The 21,659-nt window shown below is 68.1% G+C and carries 18 protein-coding genes; 7 read left to right on the plus strand and 11 right to left on the minus strand.

From position 1 onward, the window contains the following. Window positions 1-26: 26 nt before the first annotated feature. From A8G15_RS14550 to A8G15_RS14580, 7 genes are all read right to left on the minus strand, one after another. Entirely contained in the window at window positions 27-1,733 is a 1,707-nt protein-coding gene (locus A8G15_RS14550; protein WP_068160622.1) for a thiamine pyrophosphate-binding protein, read from the minus strand. After that, window positions 1,723-2,688 (minus strand): SDR family NAD(P)-dependent oxidoreductase, encoded by a 966-nt coding sequence (locus tag A8G15_RS14555; protein WP_068160624.1) that lies wholly within the window; start codon window positions 2,686-2,688, stop codon window positions 1,723-1,725. Before A8G15_RS14555 ends, A8G15_RS14550 begins: the two co-directional genes overlap by 11 nt. A 39-nt stretch (window positions 2,689-2,727) precedes the next feature. Next, window positions 2,728-4,554 (minus strand): flavin-containing monooxygenase, encoded by a 1,827-nt coding sequence (locus tag A8G15_RS14560; RefSeq protein ID WP_068160627.1) that lies wholly within the window; start codon window positions 4,552-4,554, stop codon window positions 2,728-2,730. 32 nt (window positions 4,555-4,586) lie between these two features. After that, window positions 4,587-5,966: an aromatic ring-hydroxylating oxygenase subunit alpha gene (locus A8G15_RS14565; protein ID WP_068160628.1), complete on the minus strand. Its 1,380-nt coding sequence runs from the start codon at window positions 5,964-5,966 to the stop codon at window positions 4,587-4,589. 27 nt (window positions 5,967-5,993) lie between these two features. Then, window positions 5,994-6,839: an SDR family NAD(P)-dependent oxidoreductase gene (locus tag A8G15_RS14570; RefSeq protein ID WP_068160744.1), complete on the minus strand. Its 846-nt coding sequence runs from the start codon at window positions 6,837-6,839 to the stop codon at window positions 5,994-5,996. A 5-nt stretch (window positions 6,840-6,844) separates the two neighbouring features. Next, window positions 6,845-8,377 carry an SMP-30/gluconolactonase/LRE family protein gene (locus tag A8G15_RS14575; protein WP_082899905.1) on the minus strand — a complete coding sequence of 511 codons (1,533 nt, stop codon included), beginning with the start codon at window positions 8,375-8,377 and terminating at the stop codon, window positions 6,845-6,847. Between the two features lie 381 nt (window positions 8,378-8,758). Next, window positions 8,759-9,553 (minus strand): FadR/GntR family transcriptional regulator, encoded by a 795-nt coding sequence (locus A8G15_RS14580; RefSeq protein WP_068160634.1) that lies wholly within the window; start codon window positions 9,551-9,553, stop codon window positions 8,759-8,761. A 122-nt stretch (window positions 9,554-9,675) separates the two neighbouring features. Between A8G15_RS14580 and A8G15_RS14585 the strand changes: the two genes are divergently transcribed. Genes A8G15_RS14585 through A8G15_RS14605 form a run of 5 tightly spaced genes read left to right on the plus strand, consistent with a single transcriptional unit; the run spans window position 9,676 to window position 14,885 of the window. Continuing rightward, window positions 9,676-10,848, plus strand: a complete 1,173-nt coding sequence (locus tag A8G15_RS14585; protein WP_068160636.1) for an acyl-CoA dehydrogenase family protein — start codon at window positions 9,676-9,678, stop codon at window positions 10,846-10,848. Continuing rightward, the gene (locus A8G15_RS14590) at window positions 10,845-11,798 is read left to right on the plus strand and encodes an acyl-CoA dehydrogenase family protein (RefSeq protein WP_068160638.1); all 954 of its coding nucleotides are present in this window, start codon (window positions 10,845-10,847) and stop codon (window positions 11,796-11,798) included. The genes A8G15_RS14585 and A8G15_RS14590 overlap by 4 nt, the downstream gene beginning before the upstream one ends. Continuing rightward, entirely contained in the window at window positions 11,795-12,592 is a 798-nt protein-coding gene (locus tag A8G15_RS14595; RefSeq protein WP_068160639.1) for an enoyl-CoA hydratase/isomerase family protein, read from the plus strand. Before A8G15_RS14590 ends, A8G15_RS14595 begins: the two co-directional genes overlap by 4 nt. Continuing rightward, window positions 12,589-13,785 (plus strand): acyl-CoA dehydrogenase family protein, encoded by a 1,197-nt coding sequence (locus tag A8G15_RS14600; protein ID WP_068160642.1) that lies wholly within the window; start codon window positions 12,589-12,591, stop codon window positions 13,783-13,785. The genes A8G15_RS14595 and A8G15_RS14600 overlap by 4 nt, the downstream gene beginning before the upstream one ends. Continuing rightward, complete coding sequence (locus A8G15_RS14605; protein ID WP_068160644.1) at window positions 13,782-14,885, plus strand: acyl-CoA dehydrogenase family protein; 1,104 nt, start codon at window positions 13,782-13,784, stop codon at window positions 14,883-14,885. The genes A8G15_RS14600 and A8G15_RS14605 overlap by 4 nt, the downstream gene beginning before the upstream one ends. Before the next feature lie 27 nt (window positions 14,886-14,912). On the opposite strand, the gene A8G15_RS14610 is transcribed toward A8G15_RS14605, so the two are convergent. After that, complete coding sequence (locus A8G15_RS14610; RefSeq protein ID WP_068160645.1) at window positions 14,913-15,602, minus strand: ABC transporter ATP-binding protein; 690 nt, start codon at window positions 15,600-15,602, stop codon at window positions 14,913-14,915. 50 nt (window positions 15,603-15,652) lie between these two features. Further along, window positions 15,653-16,720, minus strand: a complete 1,068-nt coding sequence (locus A8G15_RS14615) for an ABC transporter permease (protein WP_068160748.1) — start codon at window positions 16,718-16,720, stop codon at window positions 15,653-15,655. Between the two features lie 128 nt (window positions 16,721-16,848). Between A8G15_RS14615 and A8G15_RS14620 the strand changes: the two genes are divergently transcribed. Then, window positions 16,849-18,081: a sensor histidine kinase gene (locus tag A8G15_RS14620; RefSeq protein WP_082899912.1), complete on the plus strand. Its 1,233-nt coding sequence runs from the start codon at window positions 16,849-16,851 to the stop codon at window positions 18,079-18,081. Beyond that, window positions 18,078-18,701: a response regulator gene (locus A8G15_RS14625; protein WP_068160647.1), complete on the plus strand. Its 624-nt coding sequence runs from the start codon at window positions 18,078-18,080 to the stop codon at window positions 18,699-18,701. The genes A8G15_RS14620 and A8G15_RS14625 overlap by 4 nt, the downstream gene beginning before the upstream one ends. A gap of 32 nt (window positions 18,702-18,733) precedes the next feature. On the opposite strand, the gene A8G15_RS14630 is transcribed toward A8G15_RS14625, so the two are convergent. Further along, window positions 18,734-20,443: a class I adenylate-forming enzyme family protein gene (locus A8G15_RS14630; RefSeq protein WP_068160648.1), complete on the minus strand. Its 1,710-nt coding sequence runs from the start codon at window positions 20,441-20,443 to the stop codon at window positions 18,734-18,736. Window positions 20,444-20,468: 25 nt separating this feature from the next. Continuing rightward, on the minus strand, window positions 20,469-21,653 hold the full coding sequence (locus tag A8G15_RS14635; protein ID WP_082899913.1) for an FAS1-like dehydratase domain-containing protein: 1,185 nt from the start codon (window positions 21,651-21,653) through the stop codon (window positions 20,469-20,471). Between the last annotated feature and the right edge of the window lie 6 nt (window positions 21,654-21,659).

A 21,659-nucleotide genomic window follows, 5' to 3' on the forward strand; every position in this document is an offset into this window, starting at 1 on the left:
TCTCTCGTTCGGATTCTGTTCGAATTTCACTGCTGGCCTTCGGCATACCACGTGCGGAACTCGTCGTAGCTCGGCATTTCCTCGGAGTTGGCCTTGGGGTCGACCGCGACGTGGATGACACCGGGCTTGCCGCTCGCGTACGCACGCTTGATCGCGGGCGCGATGTCCGTGTCCTTCTCGACGTATTCGCCGTAGCAGCCGAAGCCTTCGGCGATCTTGTCGAAGCGCGTCTCGGTGCTCCAATGCACGCCGGTCTCGAGCGACCCGTGCCCGAAGGTGCGCTTGTACACACCCACTTCCAGGCCCCACGCGTAGTCGACGGCGACGACGCAGACCAATGGAAGGTTCAGCCGCGCAGCGGTTTCCAGTTCGGCGATGTGGAACTGGAACGACGAGTCGCCGGTGATGAGCATCATCGGCCGCTGACCGCCGTCGGCGACACCGGCACCCACCGCGTACGGCAAGCCGGTGCCCAGGTGCCCGAAATTCTGGTTCCACATCACGTCGTGCGGTTTGGCCTGCGAGTACGTCCAGCCGAAGATGGTGGTGGCGCCGCCGTCACGCACCATGATGCCGCCGGCCGGGAAGTCCTTGGTGGCCTCGACGATCAGACGCGCGGGATGTACCGGGCTCTGCCCGGAAGGTGCCGTCTCCGCGAGTTCGGCGAGACGCTCTGCGTCCTGCTCGATCCATCGGGCCAGCTCCGGCGTCGCGCTGCGCGGAGTGTCCTTCAATGCGTCGACGAGCTGCGGGACGACCGCGCGCAGGTCGCCGACGAGGGGGACGTCGATCGGCCGGTTCACGCCGATCGCGGACGGATCCTGTTCGATGTAGAGCCACTTGCGGTTCGCTTCGTTCGCGATCCAGTGACGGCCGCGGCCGAAGTGGACGGGCTCGCCCAGTTCGGTGCCGAGGGCCAGGCACAGGTCGGATTCGACCACGGCTTCGATCGCGGACGGGGAGAAGCCGTACGGGAAGGTGCGGTCCTCGAGGCCCTCGATGTACGACGTTCCGCCCGAGGTCTGGACGACCGGGCACGCCATCAGCTCGGCGAGTTCGCGCACCGATCTTCCGGCACGCGAGGTGTGCACGCCGTGCCCGACGAGCAGCACCGGCTGCTTCGCGGCCCTGATGAGCTCGGCGGCCTCGGCGACACGGTCCGCCCCGGCCGTCTGCCCGACCAGGCGGTACCGCTCGGGCGGCAACACCGCGGGAAGATCGAGTTCTTCCTGGATGACGTGCTGCGGGTATTCGATGTACACCGGGCCGGGTGTGCCCGACAGTGCCTTGCGCAGACCTTCCCGGATGATCTCGTCCGTCTGCTCGGCGTACTCGATGCTCGCGTGGTACTTCACCGAGTTCTCGATCAGCGCCATCTGCTGGACGAACTGGATCCGTCCGCGACGCACACGCTGTTCGGTGATGCGCGCACGCTGGCCGCCGAGGAAGATGACCGGCGAGTTCTCGACCTTGGCGCACATGATGGCGCCGGCCAGATTGGCGAGCCCGGGACCGAGCGTGCCGATGCACACGGCGGCCTTGCCCGTCATCCGCGAGACCGCTTCGGCCATGAAGCCCGCGGACTCCTCGTGGTGCGGAGCGACGACGTTCCAGCCGCGTTCCTCGGCGGCGTGGAACAGGTGAACGAAGTTCGGATCCGGAATGCCGAAGATGGTGTTGATACCTTCGGCCTCGAACAGGTCCAGGATGCGTTCGTAGACCTTAACCGACATGCGTGCTTCCCTTCTGTGCGGCTGCGCCGGCATCGACGCCGGTGGCTGTCGCAAAGCTTCTGATGATGTGGTCGACGTGACCCGATACGGTCGGCAGGATCCACGGATCGTCCGTGTCGCGGATCGAGTCGATCTGTTCGCCGACCTCCGCGATCGTCCAGGACGGCCGATACACGCCGGGTGTCTCGGCGATGAACGCGCGCGCGATCCGGCCCGCGATCGTCACCAGCATTTCTCCGGTGATGGAACAGGATTCGTGTGCAAGCCAGCCGACGGCAGGGGCTGCCAGTTCCGGATCCATCGGCGGATACTTCGACGTGTCCAGTCCTTCGGCCAGCCGGGTCAGCGCCGCCGGCACGATGACGTTGGAGGTGACGCCGTGCTCGGCGCCTTCGATCGCGGCAACGTTGGACAACCCGATGATGCCGCCCTTGGCCGCCGCGTAGTTGGCGACCCGGTGGTTGCCGTAGAGGCCGCCGATCGACGATGTGAGCACGATCCGCCCGTAACCGGCCTCGCACATCAGCGGAAACGCCGGGCGCACCACGTTGAACGCACCGCGCAGATGGACGTCGAGCACGGCGTCGAAGTCCTCGTACGTCATCTCCGCCAGCGGCGAGTACCGGTTGTTGCCCGCGTTGTGGATCAGGACGTCGATGCGGCCGAACCGGTCGACGGCCGCCTCGACGATCGCCCTGCCGCCCTCGGCCGTCGCGACCGACTCCGTGCTGGCCACCGCTTCGCCGCCGGCCTCCACGATCTCGCGGACGACCTCGTCGGCGGGACTGATGTCGGCGGGATCTCTGCCTGCGCTCTCGCCGCTGATCGTGGCACCGGTGTCGTTGACGACCACCTTCGCGCCCAGGGACGCGAGCAGCAGCGCGTAGGCGCGCCCCAGCCCGCGTCCCGCGCCGGTGATCACCGCGACGCGTCCGTCGAATCGCAGATCAGACACGGGGAACTCCTCTCGTGCCGGACATGTCGGATCGGCCGATCACTGCTCGAGTACCAGGCCTTCCAGTTCGCCTGTGCTGCGCCAGTTCTCGAGCAGTTCGGTGAGCTCGTAGAAGCCGCCCCAGAACGGATCGCCGAGGAACGACCGCCCGTTCGGCTCACCCTCGCTGTTGTAGTAGCCGGGGGTGCACTCGGTCGTGAATTTGCTGTTGTCGAATGCGTATTGGCGGATGGTCTGGACCCAGCCCTCCTCGGCTTCCGCGGTCGGCTCGACGTGGGAGATACCGCGGCTCTGCGCCTCTGTGATGATGTACGCGATGTGGTCGGCCTGCTGCTCGAACATGAGCGTGGTGGCTGCGGTGACGCCGCCCTGGACGAATCCGGTCGCGAAGTGGTTCGGGAAGCCGTGCGCCATGATTCCGTGCAGGGTGCGGAATCCCTTGCCCCAGTGGTCGTAGAGCGATGTTCCCTCGCGTCCGGTGAAGGGCGCGATGTCGAACTGGCGCTCGAGGGCAGTGGTGATCTCGAAGCCGCTGGCGAAGACGATGCAGTCGAATTCGTGCTCGACGCCGTTCGCGATGATGCCCTTCTCGGTGATCCGCTCGACACCCTTGGTGTCGGAGACGTCGATCAGGGTCACGTTCGGCCGGTTGAACGTCGGCAGGTACTCGTCGTTGAAGACCGGCCGCTTGCACATATTGCGGTAGTACGGCTTCAGCGTCTCCGCGGTCTGCGGGTCCTCGACGATCGACTCGACCCGCTGACGCAGCCGCTCCATGGCCTTGTAGTCCTCGATCTCCTTGAGCTCGAGGAACTTTGCCGGATCGGCGAGGGCGGCCCAGCCGTTGGTCTCGTTGAGCTTCGCGGCCAGATTGCGCGCGACCTCGGTCCAGCCGTCGCAGATCAGGTCGGGCTCGCCCGGGTTGTAGAACGCGAACGCCGCGTTGTGGAAGTTGCGCTGTCGCTCCGCCCGCCAGCCCGGCTGCAGGCTCTTCACCCATTCCGGATCGGTCGGGTAGTTGGCGCGTTCGAAGATGTACGACGGGGTCCGCTGGAAGACCGTCAGCTGCTTCGCGCCCCGGGCCAGGTGCGGGATCGCCTGGACCGCGCTCGAACCCGTGCCGATGACGGCGATCCTCTTGTCGCCGATCCTGTCGAGTCCACCGTGCAGGTCGCCACCGGTGTAGTCGTAGTCCCAGCGTGCGGTGTGGAAGGTGTGACCCTTGAAATCCTTGATGCCGGGGATGCCGGGGAGCTTCGGGCGGTTGTACGGGCCCTGGCACATCACGACGAAGCGGGCGAGGATCTCGTCGCCGCGATTGGTGCCGATCCGCCAGCGCCTGATCCCCTCGTCCCACTCCAGCGACCGGATCAGCGTGTGGAAGATCGCGTGTTCGTAGAACCCGAAGTGCTTTCCGATGCGCTGGGCGTGCTCGAAGCACTCGTCGCCCTTGGAGAACTTCTCCTTCGGCATGTAGCCGGTTTCCTCGAGCAGCGGGAGGTAACAGTACGCGTCGGAGTCGATCTGGATTCCGGGGTACCGGTTCCAGTACCAGACACCTCCGAAATCGCCACCGAGCTCGATGATCCTGAAGTCCTTCACACCGGCCTGCTGGAGCCGGTGGGCGGTGATGAGACCGCTGAATCCACCGCCGAGGATCACCACGTCGATCTCGCCGACGATCGGCTCGCGTGGCTCCACCGGCAGGTGCGGGTCTCCCGTGTAGAACTCCTCGAACTCGTCGTCGGCCTCGAGATATTGTTGCTGGCCGTCGGAGCGAAGGCGCTTGTCACGCTCGAGGAGATACTTCCGGTGCAGGGCTTCCTGATCGACCTCGGGTGTCTGCGTAGCGGCGCAGGGTTCCATGTGAATGTCCTCGGTTGGTGGGGATTCGAAAGTCAGGCGAGGTCGCGTGGTGCGCCGGTGCCCATGTAGGTGGCGAGATTGTGGTGCAGGTTGACGACGCTGCGTTCGCGGTACGGATTCGGTTTGGGTCCGGAGAAGCCGCGGGTCTTCATGCCCTGCTGGACCGCGGCCATGTTCGAGAAGTCCTGCGGCAGCACCGTGCGCCAGCCGGGATCGTCGGCAGGGGTGTACTCCCACTCGGTCTTCGGTTCCTCACCGGCCGGGAACAGTTCGTACACGGCGGCTTCGAAGATGCACTTGTCCGGGTCGTAGCCGTACGGCCGGGCGCTGTAGCAGAGCATGTTGTTGACCGCGTGCCCGATCTGGAAGTTGGGGAAGATCTGCCACGCTGTTCCGCTCTTCGCGACGATCTGCGGGTCGACGGTCGGCCAGATCACTCCCCGTGCCTCGTCGTCACGCCGCGCCGAATCGAGCCAGTGCCGCAGCACCTGGTCGGGGGGAGTGCCCTCGGGCAGCTCCTCGAGGAGTCGCTGCGCGGCGTCGACGAGGGTGCGGGTCGTGTTGGTGTTCGCGTTCTCCCACGTGAAGTTCTGCAGCTCGATCGTGGCCTTGCGCGCGTCGGGGCCGTTGCCGACGCGCAGCTTCGCCTGCTGCTCGTCCATGCCCTTGGGGGCGTCGTAGCCGATGTTGCTGTGTTTGCCCTGCGCCCGTGACCATCCGAGGAAGTTCCCGAAGTTCATGAACTCGGGGTGGGTGTAGGGCACGTGGTAGGTCTCCATGAAGGCTTCGAGCGCGACCTTCCAGTTGCAGTCGAACACAAGCCATTTGCGCCACCGGTAGCGCATGTTCTGAAGCTGGAACGGGTCGAGGAGAGAGGCGGCGGGTTCGAGGTAGTCCCGCAGCGGTTCGCAGTCCGGATCCATGTTGATCCAGATCCAGCCGCCCCACGTGTCGACCTTCACGTCGACCAGCCGGGAGCGCTCGTCGGTGAGCGTGCCGTTCCAGTCGTCGCGTTCGGCGGCGAACGTGTTGTTCCCGTCGAGGTCGTAACGCCAGCCGTGGAATCCGCACACGAACTGCTTGGCGCAGCCGCGCGCCTCGCGGGCACCGTCGGGTGTGTCGACGAGCTTGCGCCCGCGGTGCGAGCACACGTTGTGGTAGGCGCGGATCGTGTCCGGTCCGGTGCGCACGACGATGATCGAGTCGTCGAGGATGTCGTAGGTGAGGAAGTCACCCACCTTGACGAGTTCCTCGACGCGGCCCACCTGCTGCCACACCTTCGCCCACAGTTTGTCGCCCTCGGCGCGGGCGTAGTCCTCGGACAGGTACGCCTCGACACCGATCGTGAGAGGCGTCGAGAGTGGTTCGGCTGCTGAGGCGGTTTCCTGGATGTTGTCGACTGTGTCGGTCATCTGGGACTCTCCTGGTGAACGTGTGTGTCAGCGGGTGATGGCGGCGCGGAACGATTCGTCCTTGAGGAAGAGCGACGTGTGGTCGGCTCCCATGTGCGTCCATTTGAGATTCAGGCCGCCGTCGACGAGGAGTGTCTGCCCGGTGATGTAGCTCGACAGCTCCGAGAGGAGGAACAGGATCGCCCCGGCCTGTTCCTCGGGCCGGCCGCGGCGGCCCATGGCGATCGCGCGACGGTCGCGTTCGGGGTCCTCGTCGACGTAGGTGCCCGACGCCGGTGTCGCGGTCACGCCGGGAGCGACGGCGTTGACGCGGATACCGTCGACGGCCAGCTCGACGGCCATCGTGCGGGTCGCGGCCACCAGAGCGGCCTTCGCGGTGCCGTAGCCGATGTGGAACGGCGCGGTGTTCATGCCGCTGATCGACGAGATCGAGACTATCGAGCCGGGGTTGCCCTGTGACTTGATCTCGGCGGCCACGGCCTGGCTCATGAAGAACATCGTCTCGAGGTTCTGGGTGAACAGCGCCCGCCAGTCCTCGCGGGTGACCCGGGTGGCCGGCATCCACGTCGCCGGTGCCGCACCCCCGGCGACATTGACGAGTCCGTACAGGTCGCCGTCCGTCCGCCGTGCCGTCTCGATCACGGCGGCGATGCCCTCGTCGGTGGATGCGTCGGCCGCCAGCGGAACCACCCGAAGGCCCTCGGCGACAAGAGGTTCGATGTGCTTGTTCAGATTGTCCTCGGAGCGGCTGACCGCGATCACGGTGGCGCCTGCCTCTGCAACGGTCCGGGTGACCGATGTTCCGATGCCACCGCCCGCGGCACCGGAGACGACGACGATGCGGCCGTCGAGACCGAGAAGTTCGCTGCTCACCGCGCTCACCGGACCTTGCGGATCGCCAGGACGCTGCCCTCGGCGTCCGCGGAGACGTAGAGGGTGCCGTCCGGCCCTGCGGCGATACCCGCGAACGGGCCCTGGGGGCCGGAGAACGGCGGCAGGCCGAGCAGCGGTTTCGGGGTTACGCCCTCGGGTGCACCGACCGGTAGGTTGCGCGCGATGATCTGCTGGGCCTTGGTGTCGAGGTCGACCCCGATGAGGGTTTTCGCGTCGACGTCGACGATGAACAGCGTGCCGTCGTGGACGACGATGCCCTCCGGTCGCTCGAGCCCGTCGATCAGTGTGTCCACGCCGGAGCCGGTGATCGAGAGGATGCGTCCGGCGCCGGCTTCGGAGACCAGGGCCGTGCCGTTCGAGGCGAACGTGACGCCGATCGGCTCGTTCAGGCCGTCGGCGACGACCTGGGCAGCGCCGGACGTGACGGCGTAGACCTTGCCGGCACCCAGGTCGGCGGTGACGACGGTTCCGCTGTGGGACACCGCGACTCCGTAGAGTGCGTCGAGTCCGTCGACGAGGACCTCGCTCTCGGCGGCCGCCGGGTTGTACCGGGAGACGATGCCGTCGCCGGTGACGATGAACTCGCCGTCGCCCACAGCGGTGACCCCGCGGATGTAGCCGGGCCAGCCGGGGCTGAACAGCATTCCGAGAGTGCGGGTTCCGCCGCCGGGTTCGAGCGCGAGCAGGAACGTGCCGTCCGCGATGTAGAGGGTGCCGTCCGGCCCGACGGTCAGATCCAGAGGCCAGGTCAACCCGTCGGGCAGAGCTTCGCGGGTCTCGCCGCCGGCGAGGATCTCGGTGACCTTGCCGGTGAAGCTCGACACGAACAGGCGGTCGCCGAGGAAGGTGAGGTTGTCGAGGCCGGGGTTCAGCTGGGCCAGGACCGTGCGGTCGCCGTTGCGCGGGTCGATCCGCAGGACCTGTCCGGAGGCGACCTGGGTGGAGACGATGAAGCCTTCGGAGTCGAACTTCACGGCATCGGGGACGCCGAGGTCGCCGGCGACCCGTTCGGGTTCGCCGCCGTCGGGGTCGATGCGCCAGATGTCGTTCGTGCCGAGCAGGGGATAGTAGAGCTTGCCGTCCGGTCCGACCTCCATGCCGTTGGGCATCGGCAGTTCGTCGAGCAGCACCTTGGGGGCGCCGCCGGTGGGGTTCAGTTCCATGAGGCGGCCCCCGACGCGGCATTCGTTGACGAAGAGCCGGTCCCGGTGGACGGTGATGCCGTTCGCGCCGGGCAGGTCGTCGCGCAGCAGGCGGGTGCTGCCGTCGGCGCCGCGGATGCTGACCCGTCCGTCGTAGTACTCGGTGATGTACATGTCGCCGTGGCTGTCGAATGCGACGTCGTCGGGGGCGACGATGTCGCTGCCCTTGGCGCTGATCGTCTCGAGTGCGCCGCTGTCCGGGTCGAACGCGCTGATCTGGCTGCCCGCGACCTGCGCGACGTAGATGCGCCCGTCCGGGCCGGTGCGGAGACCGTTCGCGCCGAACAGTCGGCTCGGCGGTGTGAGTCGTTCCATTCCCCATCCGTCGATGAGGCTTGTCGATGTTCCGGTGTAGCGCGCCCCTCGTGTCAAGGTGGGGTCCCCTCCCGTGATGAGAATCGGATTCTCAGAAGTGTGGAACTCGGTTGTGCTTCATGTGTGAGTGTTGTCGCGACAGGGCGCTGCGTATCCACCGCGAGTGACGCAGGCCACTTTCTTCGATGAGGGAGTGTAAACATGAAACGGTGAGCTTTACAAGTATTACTATCCTTATAAGGATAGACCGGGCACAAGGATGCGCAGCTATGGAGCCGGCGCGGCGCACGCTGCGATTGCGTTGGGGGAGTGAGGGATCGGTAAGGAAGGCTCACGAAAATCCGGATGCGGAATCCGCAACCGGAGGGTGTCGGCCCGGAGCTAGATCCGGGGGCGCTGGCCGGCTTGGCGCGCCATCGCGGACGACGCGTTCACCACGCCGTCGTCGAAGCGGTCGAGGAGCAGCGCCTGTGTCGCGGCCAGGTGTGCGCGGGCGATGCGTTCGGCTTCGCTGTCGCGGCCGGCGGCGATCTCGTCGACGATGCGGCGATGGATGCGCACCGCCTCCTGCGCCTCTTTCTCGGACGGGTACTCGCCGCGGCGGGTGAGCACTTCTGCCCACGCGACCTCCTGTGCCGACCACAGCGCAACCAGGCTGCTCACGACGTACCGCACGGTGACGTTCGGTGTGAAGGAGACGACGAGATCGTGGAATTCACGCGCGACCCGGGTGAAGGCGACGCCGTCGTCGACCACTTCGGCGCACGCGTTCACATTGGCTTCGAGGGTCGGAACGATCACCTCGGCGCGGTCCGGGCACCGCGCCAGTTCGGCTGCGCACATCGGTTCGAGCTTCTGCAGGCCTGCGGCGAGATCGCCGAGGGTGACGCGGGCGCCCTGCAGGGCCAGGCCCAGGTGGTATGCGGCGGAGAACTCGTCCGGCCGGTGCACCTCGGCTCCGCCGACATTGCCGCGCCGCACGGTCACCAGGCCCTCGGTCTCGAGGATGCGCAGAGCCTCCCGGATCGAGGGATAACTGACGCCGAAATCCTTGACGAGCTGGTCCTGAGTGGGGAGTCGATAGTCGTCGTTCGAGAGGATGTGGTCGCGAAGCTCGGCTGCGACCGTTTCCGCGATGCGCCGCTGGGGAACTCGGCCGCGCCGCGGGGTCGTCACGAAGTGCGCCTTTCGTCCATGAGCGCCAGTCTAGACAGAGCTCTCACCATTCCTCCAATTATTGACAGCCTTGATAGGAGCAAGTATTGCAATCCTTATTAGGATAGACGTAGGGTCCGGGCATGGACTTCACGATGGGTGGGTCGGCTCCGGAGCTCAGGACCGAGCTTCGCAGGCTGGTGCAGGAACACGTGCCCGAGCACTTCCTCGGAGCATTCACCGACGATCCGGCCGATCTCGAAGCGGCGCAGTCCTTCTGCCGCCTGCTCGCCGAGCGCGGGCTGCTGTGCGCGGCCTGGCCGGAAGAGTTCGGCGGGCGCGGCGCCTCGATCTGGGAACAGACCGTCGTCCGCGAGGAGATGTGGGCGCACCACGAACCACGGGGCGCCCAGTACATGGGCGTGAACTGGGTCGGGCCCACCATCATGCGTCACGGGACCCCCCGTCAGCAGGATGTGCACCTGCCGCCCATCGCGCGCGGCGAGGTGATCTGGTGCCAGGGTTTCAGCGAACCCGAGGCGGGTTCGGACCTCGCGTCGTTGCGGACCACCGCGCGCCGCGACGCCGACGGCTGGCTGATCTCCGGCCAGAAGATCTGGACGTCCTACGCCACCATGGCGCAGTGGTGCTTCCTGCTGGCCCGTACCTCGACCGGCGCGCGGAAACAGCAGGGCCTCACGGTCTTTCTCGTTCCCATGTCCGCCCCGGGAATCGAGGTGCGGCCCATCCGGGCGATGCTCGGACCGCACCACCTCAACGAGGTCTTCTTCGACGACGTGCGCGTCACCGAGGCGGACGTGCTCGGCGAGGTCGACAACGGCTGGTCCGTCGTGCAGGAAGTCCTGTCCTACGAGCGCGTGGGCATCGCCCGGTACGCCCGCTGCGAGCGGTTGCTGCAGGCCGCACCTTCGGTTCTCGGTGACCGCTGGGACGACGTGCCCGACGAACTCGTGGCCCGCTGGGCGCGAATGCTCACCCATTGCCGCCGAGCCCGCCTGCTCGCCTACCGCGTGGTGTCGCTGCAGGGCGCGGGCACGGTCCAGCCCGGCGACGCCGCGGCGTACCGGATCGCAGTCACCACCCTCGACCAGGGAAGCGCCGAAGTGCTCACCGAGATCGCCGTGTACGCCACGCCCCCCGACGGCAACGCGGATGAATTCGACAATGCGACGGCCCTGTGGTTCCGCCGGGCGGTGGAGGACCACTGGCGGTACTCCCAGGCGGCCACGGTCGCGTCCGGCAGCATCGAGATGCAACGCATTCTTCTCGCACGATCCCTCCTGGCGGCATCATGAACATCGAATTGAGCACGGAAGCAACCGACTACGGCCGCGAAGCGTTGCGGGCACTCGAGGCGGCGGGTGGTGACGACCTCGTCAGGCGTGTCGAGCACGATCCGTCGCTGCGGCAGGACATCGTCGCACCGATCCTCGCCGGCCTCGGTGCGTGGGATCTCGATCCGCGCCGGGACTCCGACGAACTCGAGGCGGCGGCCGCGCTGTGCCGCAGCGTCGGCTACTGGACGGTGCCGTACCCGGTCGCCGAGCGCCTCGCCCGCCCCTCCGATCTCGACGTCGACGGCCTGGTGGTGGTTGCCGATTCCGACCCCAAGGCGCCCATCGCGAACCTCGATCTGCGGTGGGTGGCCGTCTCACTGGACGGCCGGCGTAGTCACGCAGTCGCGCGGACGCCCAGCACGCCGCCGCGCATGTCCGCGTTCGCCGCGCAACTCGTCCTGGAACCGATCGACGACAACGGCGCCGGCGACCTCGCTCTCGCGCTGGTCCTCCCGTGCTGGACCCTGCTGGGAATGCTCGACCGCGCAATGGATCTCACGCGGTCCCACGTCCTGCTCCGCGAGCAGTTCGGTGCGCCGCTCGCCCGTCTGCAGAGCGTCCAGTTCCAGCTCACCGAAGCCGAAGTCGAACGCAGCGGACTCGACGTGCTCGCCAAGTACACGCTGTGGAGCATCCAGGCCGGCAACCCCGAGGCACTCGACGATGCGCTCGCTCTGAGGCTCGCGGCCGTGGAGGCGGCGCAGATCGTGTTCCGCATCGCCCACCAGCTTCACGGAGCCAGCGGGTTCTGCGACGAGACGACGGTGTCCTGGATCTCCCGCTACAGCATCCCGCTGAGACGCATCCCGTGGGGGCCGTCCGGCACGCTCGACGCGCTGACCCGCACAATCGGCCGACGCGGCCTGACCGGCCTGTTCACCCCCACCATCGAGAGGGCGCTGCTGTGACCTACGACCTTCCCGATGTGCTCACCGTCGAATCCGACGGGCCCGTCCGGATCGTGACCGTCAACCGCCCCGACGAACTCAACGCCGTGAACGCGGATCTGCACCGGGCGCTGGCACTCGTGTGGCGGCAGCTCTCGGCCGACCGCGACGCCGCCGTCGTCGTGCTCACCGGTGCCGGCCGCGCCTTCAGCGCCGGCGGCGACCTCGACTGGATCACCTCGTTCCTCGACGACCCGGTCGCGCGTGACGAGAGCATCCGCGAGGGCGCCGAGATCATCGAGGAGCTGCTCCGGTTCCCGCTGCCGGTGATCGCCGCGGTGAACGGGCCCGCGGTCGGGCTCGGCGCCAGCATCGCCGTGCTGTGCGACATCGTGCTCATGTCCGAGCGTGCGTATCTCGCCGATCCGCACGTCGCAGTCGGCCTGGTCGCCGGCGACGGGGGAGCAGCCTTCTGGCCGCTCCTCACCCCGATCCTGCGTTCACGCGAATACCTGTTCACCGGCGACCGCATCCCGGCCTCGACCGCCGTCGAGCTCGGTCTCGCCAGCCGCATCACCGCACCCGACGATCTGCTGCCCGAGGCCCGGCTCCTCGCGGCGCGGCTCGCCGCCCAGCCGGCGCAGGCACTGCGGGGTACCAAACGCGTCGTCAACATGTACCTGTCACAGGCGCTGGCCGGACCGATGCAGGCCGGCTTCGCCGCCGAGGTCGGCACGATGCAGACGCCCGAGCATCGGGACCGCCTTCTCGCGCTGCGCGCGAACACCGACCGGCGGAAGGAGCCCGCGAGATGAGTCCGGCGCCACCCGCACTCGACGAGTTCCGCGCCGAGATACGCGCTTGGTGCCGCGACCACGTCCCCGCGGGGTGGCGTGCGGCGCAGACCGGTGCCACCGACGACGAATTCGTCGCCTTCCAGAAGCAGTGGTTCCAGGAACTGCGCAGTGCCGGATACGCCGTGCCGCACTGGCCGAAGCAGTGGGGTGGCGGCATGTCCGTCCCCGAGCAGGTCGTCCTTTACCAGGAACTGGCGGCCCACGACGCCCCACGGCTCGTCCTGCCGTTCGTCTCCATCCACCACGCGGCCTCCACGCTGCTCGCCGCCGGAACCGACGAACAACGCCGACGCCACCTGCCCGCGATCCTCGACGGCGAGATCTGGTGCCAGGGCTTCTCCGAACCCGGCGCCGGATCCGACATGGCGGCGCTCGCCACGACGGCCCGCAGGAACGGTGACCACTACATCGTCGACGGTCAGAAGCTGTGGGCGAGCGGCGCGGTGCACGCGGACCGGTGTCTGCTGCTCGCCCGCACCGATCCCGGCGCACCGAAGCGTCGTGGCATCTCGTACTTCCTGATGGACATGAGCAGCCCGGGCATCGAGGTCCGGCCGATCCGGCAGGCCACAGGCGAATCGCATTTCTGCGAGATCTTCCTCGAAGGCGTGGTGGTTCCCGAAGCCGACCGCGTCGGAGCGGAGAACGACGGGTGGAAGATCGCGCAGGAAACCCTCGGTGCGGAACGCGGTATGACCATGCTCGAACTCGCGGAACGACTCGGTACCGGCGGATTCGGCCGGCTCGTCGCGCTGTGCGCGCGGCCCGGACCCGACGGCACGGTTCCGCTCGACGATCCGGTGGTCGCGGACCGGCTCGCGGCGCTGGAAACGGAGATCGCGGGCCTGCGTGCCCTGTGTGCCGATTTCGTCGCCGACGACCGGCCCGGCCCCGCGGACGCGTCGATCGTCAAGCTGTACTACAGCGAGTTGTTGCAACGCACAACCGATTTCGGTGCCGAGGTCGCCGGACTCGCGGCCCACACCGAATTGCGCAAGCCGCTGTCGAGCGGCTGGGAATCGGGAATGTGGGTGCTCGATTTCATCGGCTCCTGGGAATGGACGATCCCCGGCGGCACCAGCGAGATCCAGCGCACCATCATCGGCGAACGCGGACTCGGCCTGCCCCACGAACCCCGGAGCGCGACGTGACCGGCACTCTCGATCTGACCGAGTTCCACGACGAACTGCGCGCCGTCGCGCGAAGTATGCTCGCAGCCGCGGGTGCCGGCGCCGCACCGTCCTGGGATCTCGTCGCCGGGTCCGGATGGATCGGACTCGAAGCCCCCGAGCAATTCGACGGTGCCGGGGGAGGATTCGCGGAGGTTTCGATCGTCCTCGACGAATACGGACGGGCAGCGGCAGCGGGACCGCTTCCATCTGTTGCCGTTCTGGCCGTGCCGGTACTCGGCCTGGTCGAGCCAGGTCCGGCCCGGGACGGTTTGCTGAGTGAGTCCGTCGCCGGCGCGACCGTTCCGGTCCTGGTGCTGGGCGGCGGGGGGCTCGCGGCGCCACCGTTCCGCCTCGACTCCACCACGGGCGGGCATGTGCTGCGGGGAGAGGCCGGCTTCGTGCTCGACGCGCCCGTTGCCGACCGGCTGCTGGTGCCCGCGGCAGGACCGGACGGAACCGTCGTCCTCGTCGACGTCGACCCGGGTTCCGTGGGCATCGACGTGACGAATCAGCCCGTGCTCGATGCGACGAGATCCTTCGGGACGGTCGTCGCGAACGGGGCCGTGATCGCGGACGATGCAGTCCACTCGTTCCGGGGCGACCCCGCGCGTACGCTGCAGCACCTGTACGACCGCGCCGCGACCGCGGTCGCATGCGACAGTCTCGGGCTGGCCGAAGCGATGCTCGACACCACCGTCGCCTACGTCGGCGTGCGCGAGCAGTTCGGGCGGAGGATCGGCTCTTTCCAGGCCGTCAAACATGCGTGTGCCGACATGCTCGTGGCGATCACGGTGTCCCGCCGGCTCGTCGCCGGTGCCGTGCGCGCACTCGTCGACGACGCGCCGGATGCCGCGGTCGCGGTATCGATGGCGAAGTCGCACGTGTGTGCCGCCGCCGTGGACGTCGCGGGCAAGGCCGTGCAACTCCACGGCGGCATGGGCTACACGTGGGAGAGCGGAATCCACGTGTATCTCAAACGCGCCACTCTGAACCGGTCGTTGTTCGGGTCCCCGGGGCAACACCGCAGACGACTCGCGGAGCGGTATGTGATTGCGGGGCAGGGACGGCCGGGTTCCTGAGGTCATGCGTCGGTCGGGTGCCACTCGTCATGCCGGTGCCGGCGCGGAGCTGTGGGTCAGCACCCCGCTGTGCATCTCGTACAGCTCGTCGACGAGGTCGAGCCGGGCGAGGTCGTGGGTGACCATCACGATCGCGAGGTCCCGCTCGTGGGCGAGCCCGGCCAGCAACCCGACGATCTCCCGGCTGCGGGCCTCGTCGAGCGCCGATGTGGGCTCGTCGACCAGCAGCACCGACGGGTCGTTCATCAGGCTGCGGGCGATCGCGACGCGCTGCCTCTGTCCGCCGGACAACTGGTGGGGTCGCTTGTCGAGATGACCGTCCAATCCGAGCGAGGTCAGCAGGTCGCGGGCCCGATCGCGATGGTCGCGAACCCGGCCGCCACGCAGATGCGCCGTCATCAGCAGCTGGTCCACGGCAGTGAGCGACGCGAGCAGATTGGACTGCTGGAACACGAAACCGAGTTGCTCGCGGCGGAGCGCGGTGCGCTGGGACCGACTCAGTCCGGTGGTGTCGGTCCCGTTGACGGTGACGGTGCCGAAGTCGGGGGCGGTCAGCAGGCCCGCCACTGCGAGCAGACTCGACTTGCCCGATCCGGACGGGCCCGTGACCGCGGCCAGTTCACCGCGGCGGACGGCGAGGCTCACGTGGTCGAGCACGCGGAGCACGCCGTCGCCGTCGGGGTAGGTCAGGACTGTGTCGTGGAGAGTGATGCTCACGGTCGTCTCATCTCTGTCGGGTGTCGGGTGTCGGGTGTCGGGTGCCCGTGTCAGCGGGCCGCACCGAGCGCCTCGAGAGGGTCCACGGTGGCGACGCGGATCACTGCGGCGGTTGCTCCGAGCATGCCCAGCACGACGAACGCGACGAACGGCACCGACGTGCCCGCCGCCGTGAGCGTGAACGGGACCACCTGGGCAGCAAGATTTCCCAGTCCGACCGCGGTCAGCGTGCCGAGACCCGCCCCGGTCACGAGCACCAGCAGTCCCTGACCGAGCGCGTCGCACAGCAGGTAACCGGGGGATGCGCCGATGGCCCCCAGCACGGCGAGGTCCTGGGTGCGCTGGACGGTCCACACGGTGAAGAATGCGCCTGCCACCAACGCGCCGACCACGAGCAGCATGCCCTGCATCAGGAGCAGCGAACCGCGCTCGGAACTGTAGCCTCCGATCGCGTTCACGGCTTCCGGAACATCGGCGATCGCCGTACCGGTGGCCGCGCCCACGGCGGAGGCGTCGAATGCGGCGGTCGTGCGCAGCGCGACGATGGTGCCCTCGCTGCCGCCCGACGTCGGTAACGCCAGCCAGTCGGCTCGGTCGAACCAGACCACCGGTTGGTGGCTGTAGTACGAGTCGTCGAGCAGCGCCCGCACCGTGAACGACCGCCCACCGGCCTCGACGCGCTGCCCGAGGTCCCAGCCGTTGTCGTCGGCGAGTGTCCGCTCGACCGCGACGTCGCCCGGCCGGAGCGGTACCGGCGCCGCGAACGATGAGCCGTCGACCCCGAATGCGGCCGCTCCGACGTCACCGCCTGCGCCCGTCACCCGTGTCGTCGCCACCCCGACGATCGCGGCGTCGTCGACGCCCGGTTGTGCGGCGAGGCCGCTGCGCTGCGCCTCGCCGATCCGGGAGTCGGCGAACGAGAGTTCCCGGTCCGGCGCGGGCGCGTCGAAGGCGAAGTGGTCGGCGCCGATGCCCTGCACCGCGGCGATCGACCGGTTTCCCAGTCCCGCGGTCAGCCCCGACAGCATCACCACCATCAGCGAGAGGAGGAACAGGACCGCGGTCGTCAATGCGAAGCGGCCCTTGGCGAACGCGAGGTCACGAATACCGAGGAACATGGGTTCCAGCGTTGCCTGCGGCGGGGGCCGGTCGCATCGCACGAGGGTTGGGTTCTCCGGTCAATCGAAAGTTGGATTCCTGCGATCGGGGCAGGTCGGCGCCCTGCGGCGGTGTTAGCGTGGACGAAATGCAACTCCCAGCGCACCCTGATCGAGGTCCCGCCTCGACCTCTGCCGATCGCGGTCCGGCCTCCGTGCTGCGTGCCATGACGCTCGGCGCGCACGGCCTGTTCGTCCTGCTGCTCGCTGTCGGAGCCGCTCGCAGTGTCGCCGACGAGCCGAATCCCGCGCCCGCGCTGGTCCTCGCGTTGCTGGTGCTCGTGTGGTATCTCGCAGGGGTCCGGTTCGCCCGTCGGTCCGCTGTCACCGGCCGGCCGAGTTACGGACGATGGTGGCTCGCGGTGCTGGTCGCGGGATGGCTCGGTCTCGCGGCGTTGAGCGGGAACTACGTGTGGGTGGCGTTCCCCCTGTTCTTTCTGTGCTTCCACCTGCTTCCGACCGCGGGCGCACTGGCGTCGACGGCCGCCGTCACCGCGGTGGCCGTCGCGGCCGCACTGTGGCACGGCGAGGGGAATGCGGTGGCGTCGATCATCGGGCCGATCTTCGGTGCCGCTGCCGCCGCCGGAATGGCGGTGGTGTACCAGCAGTTGGTTCGCGACGGCCGGCAACGCCGGCAACTGTACGACGAGCTGGCCCGCGCGCACCGCGACCTGCTCGGGGCTCAGGACGAACTCGCAACGCTCCAACGTGAGGCGGGAGCCGTCGCCGAGCGGGCCCGGCTCGCTCGCGACATCCACGACACTCTCGCCCAGGGCTTCTCGTCGATCCTGCTGCTCGCCCGGGCGGGGCAGCGCGACCCCGAACCGGTCGCGGTGCTGGCCCGGATCGCCGACACCGCGCAGGACAACCTCGCCGAGGCGCGACGGGTCGTCGGGGCGCTGACACCGTCCGCTCTGGAAGAGGCTTCTCTCGGGCCGGCCCTCGGCAGGCTGGTGGCGCAGTTGCGTGAGCACACAGGTGTCACCGCCGAACTCGTCGTCGACGGTCACGCCGTGGCATTGCCGATGGAGTTCGACGTCGCGTTGCTGCGGGTCGCACAGAGCGCACTCGCGAACGTGCGATCGCACTCGCGAGCGGCGCACGTCCGGGTCACTCTCACGTACACCCCGGACGAGGTGCGGCTCGACGTCGTGGACGACGGTGCCGGATTCGATCCGGGTGCCGCAGCCGGGCCGCACTCGTACGGTCTGCGCGCGATGCGCGACCGGCTGGATTCTCTCGGAGGTTCACTCGTCGTCGAGTCCGCTCCGGGTGACGGCACCGCCTTGGCCGCAACGCTTCCGGTTCCGGTTCCGTCATGACACTGCGGATCCTGCTGGTCGACGACCATCCGGTGGTGCGGGCCGGGCTGCGGGCCCTGTTGTCGTCGCACGACGGACTCGAGGTGGTCGGGGAAGCGGCGACGGGAGAGCAGGCGCTCGAACTGGTGGCGGCAGTGCGTCCCGACGTCGTGCTGATGGACCTGCGGCTCGGGGAGGGCATGGACGGCGCGACGGCCACCGCGCAGATGGTGGCGCGTGCCGACCCGCCCCGCGTCGTCGTGCTCACCACCTACGACACCGACGGCGATATCCTGCGGGCCGTCGAGGCGGGCGCGTCCGGCTACCTCCTCAAGGACAGTGAAACGCAGATTCTCGTCGACGCGGTGTGGGCCGCGGCCCGCGGAGAAACCGTGCTCGATCCCGATGTGGCGCAGCGCCTGTACCAGCGGATCCGTACACCCGGGGTCGAGCTCAGCGCCCGCGAGGCGGAGATCGTCGCTCTCGTCGCGCGCGGGTTGTCCAACCGAGCCGTCGCGAAGGAACTGTTCGTCACGGAGGCGACCGTGAAATCACACCTGGTGCATGTCTTCTCGAAGCTCGGCGTGGACAGCCGGACGGCCGCCGTCGCAGTCGCGCGGGATCGCGGCCTGATCGACTGAGCCGAGCCCGGAGGCCGGTCGCGCCCGGGAACCTAGGGGTTCCGGAGGCGTTCCGTTGCGAGCGTGCGGACCTCGTCGGTCTTGATCTTGGCGCTGCCGGTCAGTGTGATCTCGTCCTCGCCGAAGAACAGCACGTGACGGGGAACCTTGTAGCTGGCGAGCTGTTCCCGCAGGTGCGCTCGGATCGTGTCCGCCTCGAGATTCGTACCGTCGTGCGGCACGATGCACGCGACCACGACCTCGCCGAGGGTGTCGTGCGGCACCCCGACCGTGCGGGCGACCTTGACGCCCGGCAATCCGATCAGCGCCTCGTCCACTTCGAGCGGGGAGACGTTCGCGCCGCCGGTCTTGATGATGTCGTTGAGCCGGCCCTCCCAGAACAGCCGGCCGTCCGCGTCGAGGTGACCACCGTCGCCGGTGTGGAAGAAGCCCTCGGCGTCGAGCGTCTCGGACAACGGCACGCCGAGATACCCGAGCATCAATGTCGGTCCCTTGACGCAGATTTCGCCGCTGTCGCCGATCGGGACGGGAGTTCCCGAGAGGGGCTCGACGACCTTGACGGTGACGCCGGGCAGCGGCACCCCGCTGCTGCCTGCGGTCACGTCGTCGGGGGTGTTCGCGGGATACGCCGTCGAGATCGTGAACGTCTCGGTGTTGCCGTATGCGTGACCGGGCTCGCGGTAGTCCACGGAGACCGATGGATGCCGCGCGATCGGAGTGCTGTTGTCCACGAACCGCATCGCGCTCAGGTCGGCCCCGGCCCAGTTCGGTGCCGCCTCCAGCTGTGCCCACTGGTGTGGCCACGCGACCGGGAAGTTCACCCGCTCGCGTTGCATCAGGGCGAGTGCTTCGGCGGCGTCGAACATCGATTGCAGGACGAGCGAGCCGCCCTTGGACAGGGTCGCGCCGAGCGCCATCCCGAAGTTGCCCGACCAGAAGAAGCCGTTGGCCGACCAGCAGCGCACGTCGTCGGCGGGTTCGAACCCGTACATCCGCCCGAACCGCCACGATTGGATGCTCACCCCCCGGTGGGCGCTGAGAATTCCTTTCGGTTTGCTCGTGGTACCCGAGGAGAAGAACAACACGGCGGTATCGCTCGGCTCGACCCCCGCGGCGGTTGCCTCGACGATTTCGCGGGGCACGTCGCGTCCCCCTGCGACGAACGTGTCCCACGACTCGACGGCGCCGCCGGCAGGCGCGGCACCCACCGCGGCGAGATACCGGAGGTGCGGGTACCGCACCGACTGCAGGTCGCCGGGTGTGGACCCGCCGATCTTCGGTTCCAGGTCGGTGAGTGCCTCGGCGAGGTCCCGGTTCGCGACGGTGCGTTCGAACAGCAGCACCGAGATGCCCGACGTCCCGATGAGGAGGTCGAGTTCGGCGGCGGTCGAGAAGGTGCTGAGGGCGACCGCGACACCGCCGACGAGCGACGTGCCGAAGGTCGCCGCGATCCACTCGGGCCGGTTGGTCATCAGCACGCCGACCCGGCTGTCCTTGCCGATCCCCACCGCCCGCAACGCCCGCGCGACCTCGATCGCGCGCTCCCAGAGGTCGGTGTAACTCCAGCGGGTGACATCGCCGGATTCGTGCATCACGAGGGCTTCCCGGTCGGCATAGGCCGTGGTGACTTCGCGGAGGAAACCCGGCAGTGTCAACGTCCCGAGACCGGGCTCCTCGGTGAGCGGTGGTCCCGAGACAACCGAAACCGGTTGTGCCGATACAGCATTCTCTACGGTCGTCATGTCGGCCCTCGTGTGTTCGGTGCGATCAGTGCGGCAGTTCGATCTCGGCGGTCGAGGAGACCAGGACACCCGAGTCCTGGTTCGTCAAGCGCAATTTCACCTGCACCAGCGGCACGCCCCACGTGGTGTCGGTCTGCTTGTCGATCACCTCGGCGTCGAAGTACGTGACATCGCCCTCGAATGCGGGAGTGCGGAAATCGGATTTGATGTGCCGCACCATGCCGTCGTTGCCGGCCCAGTTGGCGAGGTAGTCCGTGCACCAGGCGCCCATCGTCGCGCCGTAACCGTAGGCGCGGGCCATACCCACCTCGCCGGCCTTGTCGGCGTCGATGTGCCCGCGGGACGGTCCGACATACAGTCCGTCGCGCAACCTCGGGTCGATCCGGGCACCTTCCTCGTCGAAGCCGAATCCGTCCACCCAGCCCGGGTCCTGGTTCACCCACGGGTCGTCGACACCGTCGGGAGCGACCCATTCGAAGGTGCCCCAGATGTTGAACAGGAACGCTCGGTACTCGGTGGTGAAGGAGGCGATCGTGTGCGGGCCGAGAACTCGGCGGGGCAGGGTGTCGCCCACCTTCACTTCGTCGAAGTGAGGCGAGATGCCCGAGCGCGTCGTCAGCAGCCATTCGTGACGCAGAGCATCGATCTCGGTGAGTTCGTCGGCCGTCCATCGTTTGATCTCGCCGAGCTGGTTCTCGTACTTCCCGCGCTTGTTGGCTTCCTCCGCGAGGTACCGGATGGCGGTCGATCTCTCCCGCGCTACGAGAGCACCGTGCTGGTTGCGGTGCACGGTGTCGCCGCGCGAGAACATCGTCGGGCCGGCAAAACTCGTGTCGGCAACCTTGTAGTCGTGGAATCGGCGGTCCTGGAACAGTTTGTCGCCGGGGCGGACTGGGGTTCCGTAGAACCACCACTCCTCGCCGCCGAAGATCAGGTGGCTGCCGGGGATTCGGCCCACACAGGCGGGGGCTGCGCCGTGCCCGTAGTCGAGTGCGACGGCGATCGACTGCGGTGCGATGATGCCGCCGTAACGGGACGCGCGGGCGAACTCCTCGTCCCAATGGAGGGGGTTGGGGTTGTCCATCGCCATCACCCAGCGGCGGATGTCGGAGGCGCTGCACGGATCCCACAGCTGCCCGCCGCCGACGGGTTTGCCGACGCGGTGATCGACGTCGGACAGGTCGAGTTCGGGATTCGATTTCTTGGTCACGTCCAC

The sequence above is a fragment of the Rhodococcus phenolicus genome (assembly GCF_001646785.1).
Classification (GTDB): Bacteria; Actinomycetota; Actinomycetes; order Mycobacteriales; family Mycobacteriaceae; genus Rhodococcus; species Rhodococcus phenolicus.

What these genes read in the sequence shown, in the direction of transcription:
- A8G15_RS14550 (WP_068160622.1), bottom strand. Translation starts at nt 1,733, where the DNA reads ATGTCGGTTAAGGTCTACGAACGCATCCTGGACCTGTTCGAGGCCGAA.
- A8G15_RS14560 (WP_068160627.1), bottom strand. Translation starts at nt 4,554, where the DNA reads ATGGAACCCTGCGCCGCTACGCAGACACCCGAGGTCGATCAGGAAGCC.
- A8G15_RS14565 (WP_068160628.1), bottom strand. Translation starts at nt 5,966, where the DNA reads ATGACCGACACAGTCGACAACATCCAGGAAACCGCCTCAGCAGCCGAA.
- A8G15_RS14575 (WP_082899905.1), bottom strand. Translation starts at nt 8,377, where the DNA reads ATGGAACGACTCACACCGCCGAGCCGACTGTTCGGCGCGAACGGTCTC.
- A8G15_RS14585 (WP_068160636.1), top strand. Translation starts at nt 9,676, where the DNA reads ATGGACTTCACGATGGGTGGGTCGGCTCCGGAGCTCAGGACCGAGCTT.
- A8G15_RS14590 (WP_068160638.1), top strand. Translation starts at nt 10,845, where the DNA reads ATGAACATCGAATTGAGCACGGAAGCAACCGACTACGGCCGCGAAGCG.
- A8G15_RS14600 (WP_068160642.1), top strand. Translation starts at nt 12,589, where the DNA reads ATGAGTCCGGCGCCACCCGCACTCGACGAGTTCCGCGCCGAGATACGC.
- A8G15_RS14615 (WP_068160748.1), bottom strand. Translation starts at nt 16,720, where the DNA reads ATGTTCCTCGGTATTCGTGACCTCGCGTTCGCCAAGGGCCGCTTCGCA.
- A8G15_RS14620 (WP_082899912.1), top strand. Translation starts at nt 16,849, where the DNA reads ATGCAACTCCCAGCGCACCCTGATCGAGGTCCCGCCTCGACCTCTGCC.
- A8G15_RS14625 (WP_068160647.1), top strand. Translation starts at nt 18,078, where the DNA reads ATGACACTGCGGATCCTGCTGGTCGACGACCATCCGGTGGTGCGGGCC.
- A8G15_RS14630 (WP_068160648.1), bottom strand. Translation starts at nt 20,443, where the DNA reads ATGACGACCGTAGAGAATGCTGTATCGGCACAACCGGTTTCGGTTGTC.